Source organism: Pseudomaricurvus sp. ABR4_320, from assembly GCF_056159445.1.
Window position 1 is genome coordinate 127,712 of the sequence record NZ_JBSWVF010000007.1, and the last position, 14,558, is coordinate 142,269.

General features: G+C 51.5%; 9 protein-coding genes. 3 read left to right on the plus strand and 6 right to left on the minus strand.

Features of this window, described 5'->3' with window-relative positions:
- Position 1 precedes the first annotated feature (1 nt).
- The 6 genes from ACXAFR_RS15765 to ACXAFR_RS15790 form a co-directional block, all read right to left on the minus strand.
- Positions 2-469, minus strand: a complete 468-nt coding sequence (locus tag ACXAFR_RS15765) for a tripartite tricarboxylate transporter TctB family protein (protein ID WP_475178576.1) — start codon at positions 467-469, stop codon at positions 2-4.
- A 10-nt stretch (positions 470-479) separates the two neighbouring features.
- Positions 480-1,454 carry a tripartite tricarboxylate transporter substrate binding protein gene (locus ACXAFR_RS15770; RefSeq protein ID WP_475178578.1) on the minus strand — a complete coding sequence of 325 codons (975 nt, stop codon included), beginning with the start codon at positions 1,452-1,454 and terminating at the stop codon, positions 480-482.
- Positions 1,455-1,464: 10 nt separating this feature from the next.
- Positions 1,465-2,682 carry an OprO/OprP family phosphate-selective porin gene (locus ACXAFR_RS15775; RefSeq protein ID WP_475178580.1) on the minus strand — a complete coding sequence of 406 codons (1,218 nt, stop codon included), beginning with the start codon at positions 2,680-2,682 and terminating at the stop codon, positions 1,465-1,467.
- 272 nt (positions 2,683-2,954) lie between these two features.
- Complete coding sequence (locus ACXAFR_RS15780; RefSeq protein WP_475178581.1) at positions 2,955-4,004, minus strand: lactonase family protein; 1,050 nt, start codon at positions 4,002-4,004, stop codon at positions 2,955-2,957.
- 42 nt (positions 4,005-4,046) lie between these two features.
- Entirely contained in the window at positions 4,047-6,731 is a 2,685-nt protein-coding gene (acnA, locus tag ACXAFR_RS15785) for an aconitate hydratase AcnA (protein ID WP_475178582.1), read from the minus strand.
- A 170-nt stretch (positions 6,732-6,901) separates the two neighbouring features.
- Positions 6,902-7,792 carry a LysR substrate-binding domain-containing protein gene (locus ACXAFR_RS15790; protein WP_475178584.1) on the minus strand — a complete coding sequence of 297 codons (891 nt, stop codon included), beginning with the start codon at positions 7,790-7,792 and terminating at the stop codon, positions 6,902-6,904.
- A 531-nt stretch (positions 7,793-8,323) separates the two neighbouring features.
- On the opposite strand from ACXAFR_RS15790, the gene fucP reads away from it, so the two are divergent.
- From fucP to ACXAFR_RS15805, 3 genes are all read left to right on the plus strand, one after another.
- Positions 8,324-9,622: an L-fucose:H+ symporter permease gene (fucP, locus tag ACXAFR_RS15795; protein WP_475178586.1), complete on the plus strand. Its 1,299-nt coding sequence runs from the start codon at positions 8,324-8,326 to the stop codon at positions 9,620-9,622.
- A gap of 109 nt (positions 9,623-9,731) precedes the next feature.
- Positions 9,732-11,927 carry a TonB-dependent receptor gene (locus ACXAFR_RS15800; RefSeq protein ID WP_475178587.1) on the plus strand — a complete coding sequence of 732 codons (2,196 nt, stop codon included), beginning with the start codon at positions 9,732-9,734 and terminating at the stop codon, positions 11,925-11,927.
- 113 nt (positions 11,928-12,040) lie between these two features.
- Positions 12,041-14,455 carry a beta-glucosidase gene (locus tag ACXAFR_RS15805; RefSeq protein WP_475178588.1) on the plus strand — a complete coding sequence of 805 codons (2,415 nt, stop codon included), beginning with the start codon at positions 12,041-12,043 and terminating at the stop codon, positions 14,453-14,455.
- Positions 14,456-14,558 lie beyond the last annotated feature (103 nt).

The following is a 14,558-nucleotide window of genomic DNA, read 5'->3' on the forward strand; positions in this document are numbered from 1 at the left end:
CTCACCACCAGCTACCAGGTTCAAGAAACATTCCGAGTAATTGAGTCATTACCAACCAGAAAAACAACACGACGGGGACCGATGCCAGCAGCAAGACTTTGATGCTGCGCTCGCCCAATGCCCACATGCCGATCACCAAAAACAGAACGGTTGCCAGCACGAAACCCAAGGGCGTCATCAGCAGGGCATAACCCAACATCAATAACAGCAAGATGCCACATCTGCCCAGGCTGGCTGAGGAGATGGTGCTGACATCGATTTCTACCTGCTGCTTGATGGCCTTTGCGATCAATGAGAGTAGCGCTGCGGCTAAGCCAATCAGTGAATACACTTTGGGCATGGTCGCCGAGTTAACGGCGTCCATCTCTTCAAATGGCATTAGGGGAATGGACCATGCTGCAATGGCATAGCCCCCAAAGAGGACCAGCATTAATGCCGGTCCAATCATTTCACGGTTGATAAAGTTCATAGTCTACGACTCAGCGAATGAATCCGAGTTTTTGCATCAGAGGTTTGAGTTCGGCTTCCTGTTCTTCCAGAACAGCAACGAAATCTTCCTTAGCCACAAATTGATTCATCCAACCGTTGCGGGCGCGAACGGTTTCCCACTCGTCGGTTTTCATCATGCGACCAAATTTGTCGACAAATTCATCGATTTTCTCGGGCGACACGTCTTTTGACGCGAAAAAGCCACGCCAATTGGAGAACTCCATGTTCACGCCCTGAGACTTCAACGTTGGGATCTCAGGGAATTCAGCAATTGGTTCTGGTGCGGTCATGGCGATGATGCGGCCTTGTCCGCCTTTTTGCAGATCCAGTGCTTCACTGAATCCTGTTGACAGCATTTCTACTTCACCGGAGAGCAAACCTGCTTTGGCTTTACCGCCAGCGTCGTAAGGAATGTAGGCCATGCGGATGCCGTCAACGCCGGATTCGGTCAATGCTTGTACGGGCACCAGATGGTCCATGCTGCCGCGAGCGGATCCGCCGGCAACGGTCAGAGATCTCGGGTTTTCACGAAACATGTCTACCGCGTCCTGCCAGGTTTTGATGGGGCTGTCAGGGCGAACAACAAAGGCTGCGTAGTCTGCAACAACGCCGGCGACGGGTTGTAGGTCACGATAGCTGTTCGGAATCTGTCCCATCAATGCACGTAGAACAATCGGGGTGGAATTAACCATCAGAATGTCACCTTTGCGAGCACCCGCCTCAATGAGATAGGCAATCGCACGGCCACCACCGCCGCCAGATAAATTTTGGAAGGATGTTTTTGGTTCGATTTTTGAGCGCGTTAAGGCTTCACCGACGCCACGCGCCGTCGTATCCCAACCGCCTCCAGGCCCGCCTGGAATCAATATGTGCATATCAGCCATCGTCAGTTGGCTGGCGAGTAGAAGACCACCCAACGTGGACGCCTTGCCTAAACGAGAAAGTTTTTTCACAGTTGTTATCATGATTATGTCCTCAAAAGAGATACTGAAAGCGTGTTGCGAAACCTTTACCACTGTCATGGGTGCCGACCAGAGCATCGGTGCCAGGACCAGAGACTTCACTGTCGGTAGCGGTAAACATGAAACGAATATTTTCGTTCAGGTGATAATTGACTCCGAGGCTCAGGGTCTTGACCTGAGTGCCTTGATTGTCGGATGTTGCATCTGTATCTGAGTAGCGCGCGGCGAACTCCCAGGCGTTAGCAATACCGCTTGGGCTGACAAAAACCGCTGTGCCGGGCTTATAAACTTTGGTTTCGCCGCCGGGAAACCAACTGGCTTGAACGTACCAGGAATCGAAACTTTCACCGTCGAGAGCGGAGGTGCTGTCTTCTGTATCGAGTGTGCGAGTCGCGTATTCTGATTGCAGCAGCAGGCTGTTATTTTGCCAGGCTGCCTCAAATCCATATTGGTCCATACTGTCTAAGGCGACTGTGTCACCGCCTGCGGCATAGTCAACCAGTCTTACGGAAACTTCGCGAACTTCACCACGTGCGAGTTGCGCACCGAGTTCATCGCCGCCCATTTGTCGGTAAGATGCCCAACCACCCAGATGGATCAGGTTGCTGTCAAACTCGGATGACCAGTTAACGCGGCCGCTGGTTGCCCAGCTCATTTGCCCGTCTTCGTCGTCACCGGAAGCGCCGAAAGCGTCGTTTTTATAAACGCCGACAGCGTAGCGAAATCCGGATTCAGGAAATTGACGATAGGTGGAAGCGCCCCAGCGAAAGTAGGGGGAAAACATATCGGCGAGTGATGAACGCTCGAGCAGTGAAACGTGTTTGCTGCTGGTTAATGCTTGCAGCGAAATGTCTTCGCGCAGTTTACCAATTTGAAATTTTTGTCCTGAGTCTGAGCTGTAGCGAACCCGAACCATAACGATTTCGGCGGTGCCTTCCGCAAATTCCAGCAGGAGTTTGTGATCCCACTTATCTTGTTCGCTCTCTACATAGGCACGAATGCGGCGTGCGAAAAGGTCGTTACCGGTTGCGCCATCGTTGTCGGCGTTGTACGCACCGTCGTATTGGTTGTAGTCCACCTGCACCCGTCCACCGATCTCAAGAGAAGAGAAGGCATCGACAGAGTCGTATTTTTCTTCGAGGGCGGAAAGTCTTTCTTCGACAGTTTGTGCGTAAACGGGAAGACACAAAGATGTGGCAGCAATGGCCAGTGAAATACGTGTTGTTTTCATAGTGTTCCTGGTCGTTGATTATTTTTTTAACGATACCGTGTAGGCCAGGTCACACTACATTTCGCCATTAGCCGTATAAAGGTTATGGTCAAATAGAGCGTTAGTGTCATTAACGCGAATATTGTGCATAAAGTTCACGCGCAAATCCGAGTTAAAGATAAGAAAAATGATCTTTTGAGAGGTTGACAGCTCGACAAAAACTAGCGCTGTTGGTTTTTTTGCGCGTAGTTTCTATCGCCGTGTTGGGAGAACCCTTTGGTTATCCCATGTCATTATTCCGATTTAAAGACGATGCAAACCGGACTTCCTGTCGGTTCTTGATGGAGGCAGGTGGCTGTTACGGTTTTGCCCAGTGACAGCTTAAACACGCAGATCGAGTCACTGTCTTCGTTGGCCACACACAAGTGATGGTTTGGATCAAAGGTGAAGAAACGGGGCGTTTGACCGCCTGAGGGGAGGGTGGTGTTGTAGGTGAGGTGTCCGGAATCCTTGTCGATAGAAAATACGCAGATGCTGTCTTCGCCGCGGTTTGAGGTAAATAGATGATTGCCTTCAGGATGTAAGAAAATGCCTGCCGCCCGATTATTGCCGATGTAGGTTTGCGATACGTTGGAGACGATTTGTCGAGCCTTTAAGCGAGCGCCGTCAACCTGGTATACGGTGACCGTTGAATCCAGCTCATTCAGACAGTAGGCCCACGGGCGATGGGGATGAAAATCGATGTGGCGCGGGCCTGCGCCTTCGCGCGCTTGGACTACCTCGGCCTCGGCGCTGATCAAACACCCTTGTGCTGCATCAAAGGGGTACACAAACAGGCAATCGAGCCCTTTATCCGGCACGGCTACGCGTCCATCCGGCATAAAGGGGTTAGCGTGAGGTTTTGGAAACGGCTGCTCAACCCGATGCGGCCCTACTTGGCCAGACAGCTCCACCAGCTGACAACGCGGCAACAGTGCGCCGTCGTCATCCAGCGGGATTACCGCCAACGAGCTTGAGATGTGATTTGAGATCACCAAAAACCGCTCGCTGGGGTCCAGCGCCAAGTGCACCGGGTTCGCACCGCCGGTGCTGACTTGGTTTAAAAACGTCAGTTGGCCGGTGTGATCATCCACCGAAAACGCGCTCACTTCGCTGCGATCACCGTGGATCACGTACAAACGCGTTTGCGCTTGGTTGGTGATCAAGTAGGAGGGGTTATCAAACCCCTCGACCAGTTGGATCGGCTCCCAATGGCAGGCATCCTCGCTGACACGGAAAACTCGGATCCCTTTACCGCGGGCTTTACGACGTTCTGTGGTTCGACATCCAACGTATGCGTACATGCGTGGCCTCTTGTTAGTCGGTTAAAGTCGGGTTGATCTTACTCACGCTGATCGCAGCGCTTTTCGCACCATGGCAGGCAGAATACCGCCTTGCATCAGATAGGTGATCTCCTGTTGCCCATCTAAGCGCAGATTCACGGTGTAAGCGTCGTGCTCGCCCGTGGGGCGCGCAATCGTCACGGTAACCGGGTTTACGCCCACCACCACCAGTTGCGAAGGTACATCAAAGTCGATCACCTCTTGGCCGGTCAGTTGAAACTGATCCGCGCTGATCCCCTTTGGCAGTTGCAGCGGCAACACGCCCATACCGATCAAGTTACTGCGATGGATGCGCTCAAAGCTTTCGGCCACCACCGCGCGTACCCCCATCAACATCTGCGCTTTGGCCGCCCAGTCTCTGCTGGAGCCTGCGCCGTAGTTGATCTCGGCAAACACCAGGGTTGGGACACCCGCCGCTAAGTAACTTTGCGCCGCTGTGTACAAGGGCTGCTCGGCCCCACCGTTTAGCGGGTAGGTCCAGACGCCTTCTTGGTGCTGAATCCCCGGCAATCGGTTGGCTACACGTTTGTTGGTGTAGGCACCGCGCAGCATCACCTCGTGATTACTGCGACGGGTCGAGTATTGATTCAGGTGCTCTGGGGATTCACCTCGCTCAAGCAGATACTCGCCTGCCAAGCTATTAGCCGGAATGGCACCGGCGGGTGAGATATGATCCGTCGTTACATCGCTGCCAAGCCACATCAACACACGCGCCCCTTGAGCACCGAGTCCTGCGCGCGCATCCGCCGAGACCTTCTCAAGGTAGCGTGGTCGGCGCAGATAGGTTGAATCCAAATCCCACGGGAAGCGCGTGCTTTGCTCGGCACTTAACGCCTGCCAATGGTGCGTACCCTCCCACAACTGCTGGTTTCGGGCGTGAAAGAGTTCTGGCTTAACGTACTGATCAATCAGTGCGTTGACCTCGTCATCGCTTGGCATCACGTCTTTAAGATACACCGGTTGGCCTTCTTCGGTGTGCGCTACCGGTTGGCGAGCAAGGTTGATCTGCAGGCTGCCCGCCAAGGCATACGCCACCACCAGCGCCGGTGACATCAAATAGCCGCTTGAGACAATGGGGTTCACACGGCCTTGGAAATTACGGTTACCCGACAGCACCGCCACGCCATCCAGTCCGTTTTGCACGCGTTGCTCCACTTCTGGCAATAAACGCCCCGAGTTGCCGATGCAGGTCATGCAGCCAAAGCCCGCTACGTGGAAATCCAGCGCTTCAAACGCCGTTAACAAACCAGAATGATCCAGATAGTCGGCCACCACCCGAGAGCCCGGCGACAGCGAGGTTTTAACCCAAGGCTTACGTTGTAAACCCAGTCGCGCCGCATTGCGCGCCAAAAGCCCCGCTTGCATCATCTCGAACGGGTTCGCGGTGTTGGTGCAACTGGTGATGGCTGCAATCACTACCGCACCATGTTCCAAAGTGCGGGCCCATTCAGGCAGTGTGTCTAAGTGGGTTTCCACCGCATTTGCTTTGGAAGAGGCGATTCGATTAACCGGCTCGGCCAGCTCTCGGTAGGATTTGGTCGCCCGTGATAACGGATGATGCTCGTGGGGCAGATGCGGGCCTGCAACGCTTGGCTCGATCTCATCCAGCGCGATCTCGATCAAGGTATCAAACTCAGGTTCCGGGTCGCTGTCGGTACGCCACAAGCCTTGATGCTTCATGTACAGATCGATGCGCTCACACTCCTCTTCGGTGCGACCGCTGAGCTGCATAAACTCATACGCTTGATCATCAAACGGAAAGTACATCACCGTAGCACCGTACTCCGGTGCCATATTTGCTACCGTTCCGCGCGCCGCCCAGCCCAAGCTTGAAAGCCCAGGGCCAGTAAACTCGACAAATTTGCCCACCACACCCATCGCACGCAGGGTTTTCGCCAAGACCAACGCAAGATCCATCGCAGTCACACCGGCATTAAGCGGGCCGGTTAAACGAATGCCCACCACATCTGGCAAGGTTAAGGTGACAGGCTCGCCCAACATGGCCGCTTGGCCCTCCAAACCACCCACGCCCCAACCAAGTACGCCAATCGCGTTGATCATCGGGGTATGGCTGTCGGTCGCGACCATGTTGTCTGGGTGCATCCAGTGTTGCCCATCGTCATCGACGGAGGTCCACACCACCTTCGCAAGGGATTCCATGTTCACTTGGTGAATGATGCCCGTGCCAGGCGGTACCACATCAAAGTTATCGAGACTCTTTTGCGCCCATTTGATAAAGCGGTAACGTTCTTCGTTGCGTTTAAAGTCGATATCGAGGTTTTTCTCAAACGCATCGGGCTCGCCAAAGTGCTCCACTATAACGGAGTGATCGATGGCTAAGACGGGGGGAATGGCCGGATTGATCTTGGCAGGGTCGCCTCCCATTTCGCTGACCATATCGCGCATCGCTGCAAAGTCGGCCAACGCCGGTAAGCAGGTGGTATCGTGGAACATCAAGCGGTTTGGGTAGTAGCTGACTTCGCCCTCTTGGGTTTTCCCGCTGACGAAATCCAAAAAGCCCGCCAACGCTTGTGGAGAGCGGCGCGCCACGTTTTCCAACAAAATACGGATGGAGTAGGGGAGAGTCTTGCTTGATCCGTTCGGAAGCAAGGTTTCCAGGTTAATGATCCGATAGGAAAGGCCATTCAGTGACAGTCTGCTGTTATTGCAGTCTTGATGGAGGCTCACGGGTTGATCTGATCCTAAAGCATGTGTAATTCACGGCGTGAGTATAGTCATCAGGACGGGCAGTGAATATTGACGAGTGGCCAAGCCAGCTTTCGCGAAGAGCGAACGCACATTTGCGGCATCTATGCAGAAAAGAGAGTGAGTGATTCCCGTGAGCGCCTGGTTAGAATTTAGTCACGTTCACGGCGAATGTGATCCACAAACGCTTTTACGGTTGGGGACAGGTGTTTGTAGGATTTAAATCCTATTCGAAGTTCCCGGCACGCCCATTCATCGCGCAAGCGCACCAGCTTGATGGGTAAGCTTTTTGAAAAATTCAGAGTCACATACTCGGGGAGGACTGAGATACCTTGCTGGCCAGCGACCAGATGACACATGCAGTCGAAGCTGCTGACTCGGACTCGCACATCGACGCGCCTTTCCAGTTTTTCTGATTCGGCGTCAAGAAGTGCACAGAGCGCACTTTCAAGGTGTGAGCCGACAAATTCATAGTCCAACGCTTCACTGAAATGCACAGCGTCTCGTTCTGCTAATGGGTGGTTGGCAGGAACGGCCAGGCCCAGTTGATCTGATCGATAGGAAAGGTACTCTACGTCCAGCGCCGGGGTGTGGCTGGCGAAGATGCCGATGTCTGCTCGTCCGTCCTGAATGGCTCGGATGATCGCTGTGCCGACGCGCTCTTCAATATCGAATTTTATGCCAGGATAGATTTCAGCAAAGGTCTTGATGTCGTCCGGCAGAAATTGCGATAGGGCTGAGATCGAGGCAAACACCGAAATCCGTCCTTTAACACCGGTTGAGAAACCCACCATATCGGTATCCAGCTGATGAAGGGTGTCAAAAATTTTGCGTGCGTGTGTCAGCATGACTTGCCCTGCGGGGGTGAGGTCCATGCCTCTAGGCTGTCGGTTGAAGAGTGAGGTGCCGGTTCGCTCCTCAAGTTCGCTGATTCTTTTGCTGATTGCAGATACCGCCAAATGGGCCCGCTTTGACGCTCGTGTCAGGCTTTTTTCTTCGGCGACACAGAGAAACGTATAGAGGGAAGTCAGGTCGTGTTGCATAGTGGGGCTCGATCAGTCATTTGCCGCGTTAACTTAACCTATTCCCTGGGGCAATCCTAATTGAGGCAATAACGTGGAAAGGGAGAGGGTTGATCCGGTCCAACCGTTTCTTCTGTTTATGATCAGATGTTGGATTGTTACGGCTTTCGATTTGTGTGTGAAATCGTCAAGTTGGGTGTTGCTGGCTATCCCTAACCGTTCATCAAATATCACCATGCCTGTTTGAGCTGACATTGCAGCGCCTTGCGTCCTTCGATGACAGAGGTCCGCTTGCTAACGGGGGCAGGATGAAAATACTGTTAATGACCTGATGAAAGCCATGACGAAATGCTGCGTCAAAAAAATGGCTGGACGAGGCGAATTTTTAGTCCTTTGGGGCGAGGAAGCCGGTTTTTTGTTGACAACGCTGTCAGCATTTTGAAGAATTGCACGACGATACGCAGGAGCATTAAATGGCACCTGCAATCAAGAAACACTGTTACAGTGTGGATGGTGGATAACAATAAGCACTATGAGTGGGAGAAGAGGGTAATGGCGTCTTTGACACCAGCGGGCCATGGAACGACCGGCGACGACCAGAATTATCGATTTGCGTTAACTGCACTCACCAGTCTTTTCTTTATCTGGGGTTTTATTACCTGTCTCAATGATATTCTGATTCCACATCTCAAGAATGTATTTTCACTAAGTTATACCCAGGCAATGCTGATTCAGTTTTGCTTCTTCGGCGCCTATTTTGTCATGTCCATTCCTGCGGGAAACCTCGTGCACCGAATCGGCTATAAGCGCGGTATTGTCGTCGGGCTTTTGGTGGCGGGGTGTGGTTGCCTTTTATTTTATCCTGCAGCGACTTTACGGGTTTACGCGCTTTTTCTCGGAGCTCTGTTTGTGTTGGCGTCTGGAATTACGATATTGCAGGTGTCCGCCAACCCATACGTCACGGTCCTGGGGCCGTCGCAGACGTCTTCCAGTCGCTTAAATCTTACTCAGGCATTTAACGCTTTAGGAACAACCGTCGCTCCGTTTTTTGGCGCTCTATTGATACTGTCTGTTGCGCCAGATGTCCCTGTAGACGCGAGCCTTCCCGCAACGGATCTGGGCGAGTTTCGCAGTGATGAAGCAGACGCGGTCAAAGGTCCTTATCTGCTGATCGCGGGTGTCTTATTTCTGTTGGCGGTAGTGTTCGCGTTTTTGCGATTGCCCGGATTTCACGATGTTCCTGATGAAAATTCCGCCTCCGCTCAGGCGGCCGCAGATGTTTCGCTTCGGCAATACCCCCATCTGGTGTTGGGGGCTATTGCCATCTTTGTTTATGTTGGTGCAGAAGTCTCTATTGGCAGTCTGCTGGTAAACTTTCTTGGAGAGAGTCATATTGCTGGTCTGCCCGAGTCTGAAGCCGCGCACTATGTTGCTTGGTATTGGGGGGGCGCTATGGTCGGGCGCTTTATCGGATCGGCTGTAATGACCAAGATTGATCCCGGTAAGGTCCTTGGTTTTAATGCTGCTGCGGCGTGTTTGTTGTTGCTTGTCACGGTACTTACAGAAGGTCATCTGGCCATGTATGCAGTGCTGGCTGTTGGTTTGTGCAATTCCATTATGTTCCCGACGATCTTTAGCCTTGCACTGAAAGGATTAGGGGTTCACACCAGTCGTGGTTCTGGACTCTTGTGCCTGGCCATTGTCGGTGGCGCGATTATCCCTCTGTTCCACGGAATGCTGGCAGACGTCGTTGGACTGCAATTGGCGTATATATTGCCGCTAATCTGTTATCTCTACATTGTTTTTTACGGAATTAAAGGATCCCTTCCAAAGGCAGCGGACGCTCTATAAAAAGACTCTTATAATTAGGTATGCTGATTAAGCCTCGTCATCCCAGGTTATTAATCAGAAGTTTCCTAGGAAATAAGCATAAATAATAAAGTACTACCAGGAGAGTACCATGAAAAAACTACCACTAGCGTTGGTTATAACCGCGACTGCGTCGACAGGCGCAATAGCACAACAAAGAATAGAAGAGGTAACTGTAACAGCAAATCGAACTGAGAGTTTACTCTCTGAAACCCCTATCGCAATGACTGCGCTAACTGCCGATGATATGCGCGACGCCGGTGTTACCGATGCTCGTAAATTAAACGATGTAGTACCCAATGTGCGCTTGACCGAAAATGGCGATTCGATGCGTATTGCGGTACGGGGCGTTACCAGTACCGATACGACAGAAAAGGGTGATCCCTCAGTTGCCTTTATGTTGGACGGTATTTATATCGCTCGCTCACAGGATATGATGGGGTCTTTCTTTGATCTGGAGCGGGTGGAGGTCCTACGGGGACCTCAGGGTACATTGTATGGTCGAAACACGACCGCCGGTGTTATTAACGTTTTGTCTGCGCGCCCAAAGCAGGAGTTTGAAGGCTCCGTTGACGTGACCATTGGCAATTACGGTACTCAAAACCTGACGGGTATGGTCAACGTTCCTTTGAACGATAATCTGGCTATGCGTGCCGCTGTTAATAAAGAACGCCGTGATAATGTTCTCGAAACCGTCGGTTCTACGGATCTCGATCCTTATCGCGACAACCTGACGGGACGTTTGTCTCTGGCCGGTGAATACGACAAGTTTGAATTTGTTACCATTGCAGAAGTTGGCCAGGCGAAAGGTGCGGTTTTGAATTATCTGCCGCTGAGTAATTTTTATGAAAACGCCTACAGCTTGACGCCAACCGTCGATCCTACCTACAGCACCGGTAGCACCAAAGACATGTTAACTCTACCGATCGAAATCGATGGGCGTGATCGTCGTGACGATGATCGCTGGAGCTTTATGGGTGAGGCGACTTATCATTTTGATGCGTTTTCTTTGACGTATCTGGGATCTTATCGAGACTCTGATCGTTCAGCTGATCGTCACTACATTGTGGGTGGCGCACTGGCTAACCCGGCGACCTTCCAGGGACAGTTCGAGCAGCAGTCCCATGAGCTGCGGGTTGCCTTTGGTGAAGATCAGCCTCTGCACGGTCAGGCGGGTCTCTATTACTTTAAAGAAGAAATCGATCTTGAACTTAATCTCGGGGCACCGATTTCTCAGTCTGTTGGCGGACCCAACGCTGTCGGTTATGCCTTCCCTCAGGGGCCAGTCGTTGCTGAATCCCAGGCAGCCTTTACGCAAATTACCTATGACCTAACGGATAGGCTCAGCGTTACTGGCGGCCTGCGTTACACCAATGATGAGAAAAGCCGTGACGGTGCAACGGTACTCGATATCGAGGATCCGGTCACCGGCGAGATTACCCGCTCTACCCTGAACGAGAATATCGCGTCGGATGAGTGGACTAAAACCACCTGGAAACTGGGGCTCGACTACGACCTTGAGAATCTGGGGTTGGTCTACATCACTATGGCGACGGGTTACAAAGCGGGTGGATTCAACGATGGCTGTATCGCGGGTACAGGTGTTGGTTGTACCTCGGAAGCAGACCTTCTCTACTATGATCCGGAAGAGCTGACCAGTATCGAAGCTGGCTTTAAGTGGCTATTCCTAGAAGATACGCTGGAATTAAATGCTTCGGTATTCACCTACGACTACACCGACTTGCAGATCGAGCAGCAGATTCCTGATCCCCCAATTCGTTTGACGCGCAATGCCGCAGAGGCGTCAATTCAGGGTATTGAAATTGATGGAAAGTGGCTGCCCATTGAAAACGGGACCGTTGATTTCGCGGTGACCTGGTTGGACGCTGTTTACGACGATTTCTATCCCAATACCACTCTGTATCCGGATTACAACTACAAAGATCGTCACTTGGATCACGCGCCAGAAAATACGGTTCGACTGGGTTATACCCATGTGTTCCCCTTGTCCGCAGGCGGTGATGTTGAAGCGTCTATTCACAGCATGTACAGCAGTGAGTACTTCATGCTGGATTTGAATAACGTCTCGCAATTTAAGCAACCGAGCTACACCAAGACGGATGTTGCTGTCACATACAATTCACCCAATGGCGATTGGTATGTTCAGCTTTACGGTAAAAACCTGGAAGATGAAATTACCTTGGCACAGGCCACATCGGGTGCTTTTGGCAATGCAAACGTCGAAGACCCTCGCACTTACGGAATGCGGGCCGGGCTCAAGTTCTGATACAGAGGGGCTGAAAAATGCCCCTTATTTATTGTAACTGCTGCGCGTTTTGCGCAGCGACCAAGACCATTCAACACTGCTGATGTACTAGCGCAGGCAGAGGAGATATTAGTTTGGCTCAAAAATATTTTGCCGTGGTTCCCTTGGCGTCAGCGATATTGTTGGCAGCTTGTGGTGAGTCGAAAAAAGAATCCATCGTCGAAGACGCTCCCACTATGCCGCATATCAATTTCACCGATTTAAATGGAAATGGCAGTATGGATATTTATGAAGACGCGTCGCAGTCCATCGATGTACGCGTCGACGACATTCTTTCTCGCCTTTCGATCGAACAAAAAACTAAGCTGGTTCAAGGTACCGGCATGAATCCTGAAGATTACACCAATTCCCATACCCGCGTGCCGGGCGCGGCCGGTTATACCTATCCTCTGGAGTCGTTGGGCATTGAGTCGATTGTTCTGGCTGACGGCCCTGCGGGGTTGCGAATTCTTCCGACAAGGGAAGGCACGGATGACACCTTTTATGCAACGGCATTTCCGGTGGCTACGGCGTTGGCATCGTCCTGGGATGTAGACCTACTCACCACAGTTGGCGAAGCAATGGGGCATGAGGTGTTAGAGTATGGTGTCGACATTCTGCTGGCGCCAGGTATGAACATTCATCGCAATCCCCTCGGTGGACGCAATTTTGAATACTATTCCGAAGATCCGTTGTTGAGTGGCAAACTGGCCGCAGCGATGGTAAAGGGGACCGAGTCAAATGGCGTGGGAACCACTCTAAAACACTTTGTTGCCAACAATCAGGAAACCAATCGCTTTTTAGTGGATACCATTGTCAGTGAGCGAGCACTGCGTGAAATCTATTTGCGAGGCTTTGAAATCGCCGTAAAAGACGCCCAGCCCTGGGCGATCATGAGTTCCTATAATCAGCTCAATGGCACCTATACCCCTCAGGATCGCGAATTGCTGACTGATTTGCTGCGGGGGGAGTGGGGGTATGAAGGTCTGGTCATGACAGATTGGTTTGCGGGTGACAACGCTGTCCAACAGATGCAGGCGGGTAACGACTTGATCATGCCGGGTACCGATGAGTTTGCGGATCAATTGACCCAAGCGGTAACTTCTGGCGATTTGGAAGAGTCGGTCCTGGATACGAATTTACGTCGAATTCTTACAGTAATTTTAAAGTCGCGGACCTTTTCCGGTTACGACTACAGTGATACCCCTGACCTTGAGGCCAACGCCAAGGTCGCTCGGCAAGCTGCTGCAGAGGGGGTGGTGTTGCTGAAAAATACAGATACCTTGCCTTTCTCCACCTCCATAAAAAATATCGCGGTTTTAGGGAACACATCCTACGATTTTATTTCCGGTGGCGCCGGTAGTGGTGATGTGCAAGAAGCCTATACGGTTTCATTGATGCAAGCCCTAGAGGAAAACGGATATCAACTGAATGAAACACTGGAATCGTCCTATCTTTCTTATTTGGAAGCGGCGAAAGCGAGTCAACCGGAGCAAGAAAATTTATTCATGCTGGCACCGGTCATTCCAGAAATGGCTCTAGATCAATCGGTATTGGAAGAAGCTGCACAATCTTCTGACATCGGTTTGCTCACCATAGGACGTAATTCCGGTGAGTTTCATGATCGTACTGTCGAAGGGGATTTTGATCTGACAGAGGCCGAATTGTCTTTGATTGCCAACGCTTCCAATGCGTTTCATGGTGCGGGCAAAAAATTGGTTGTCGTTTTGAATATTGGCAACGTGGTAGAGACAGCCAGCTGGCGCGACCAGGTTGATGGCATTGTGCTGCCGTGGCAAGGGGGGCAGGAGGCGGGACATGCTGTCGTTGATGTTTTGACGGGAAAGGTAAATCCCTCCGGAAAATTGGCGACGACCTTTCCTCTTGCGTACAGTGACGTCCCCTCAGCTAAAAATTTCCCTGGTGAGATTCTCTCCGATGACCTCATCTCTGGGATTGGTGGTTTCGCCCAGGGCAATCCATCACGGGTAACCTATGAAGAAGGCATTTATGTTGGCTATCGGTATTATGACGCCTTTAATATGGCGCCTTCCTTCGAGTTTGGCTACGGATTATCGTATACAGATTTTACCTATGAGGCGCTCTCCCTGAGTTCCCAAAATTTCGACAGTGAGCTGACAGCGAGTGTCACAATTAAAAATACTGGGAAAGTCGCAGGCAAAGAGGTTGTTCAACTTTATCTTTCGGCACCGTCAAACGCATTGAATAAACCCGTTAAAGAGCTTAAAGGATTTGCTAAAACAAGAATGTTAGAGCCAGGTGAATCCCAACAGCTGCAATTTACCCTTACGCCAAGAGATCTCGCTTCTTTCGACGAAGCCTCTTCAAGTTGGGTCGCCGAGGCGGGAGAATATATGGTGAGCATTGGCGCTTCTTCCAGGGATATTCGCCAACAAGCCAAATTTAAACTGGCAGAGCCGTTAGAGGTAGAAAAAGGACCTACAGATTTGGAATCTGAAAAAGCGATTGAGGAGTTGGTCGCCCCCTAGTGACACCAAGTTTTCTACGGGAATCGGGTTGCGATGATACGCTCCTATATCTGTAGCCATTTTCATCCTGGGAATCTATACGGGAGGAGTGTATGGATTTCGA

Coding starts and splice junctions, on each gene's coding strand:
- ACXAFR_RS15790 (WP_475178584.1), bottom strand. CDS start 7,792: ATGCAACACGACCTGACTTCCCTCTATACGTTTCTCTGTGTCGCCGAA.
- ACXAFR_RS15775 (WP_475178580.1), bottom strand. CDS start 2,682: ATGAAAACAACACGTATTTCACTGGCCATTGCTGCCACATCTTTGTGT.
- ACXAFR_RS15770 (WP_475178578.1), bottom strand. CDS start 1,454: ATGATAACAACTGTGAAAAAACTTTCTCGTTTAGGCAAGGCGTCCACG.
- ACXAFR_RS15800 (WP_475178587.1), top strand. CDS start 9,732: ATGAAAAAACTACCACTAGCGTTGGTTATAACCGCGACTGCGTCGACA.
- fucP (WP_475178586.1), top strand. CDS start 8,324: ATGGCGTCTTTGACACCAGCGGGCCATGGAACGACCGGCGACGACCAG.
- ACXAFR_RS15780 (WP_475178581.1), bottom strand. CDS start 4,004: ATGTACGCATACGTTGGATGTCGAACCACAGAACGTCGTAAAGCCCGC.
- ACXAFR_RS15765 (WP_475178576.1), bottom strand. CDS start 469: ATGAACTTTATCAACCGTGAAATGATTGGACCGGCATTAATGCTGGTC.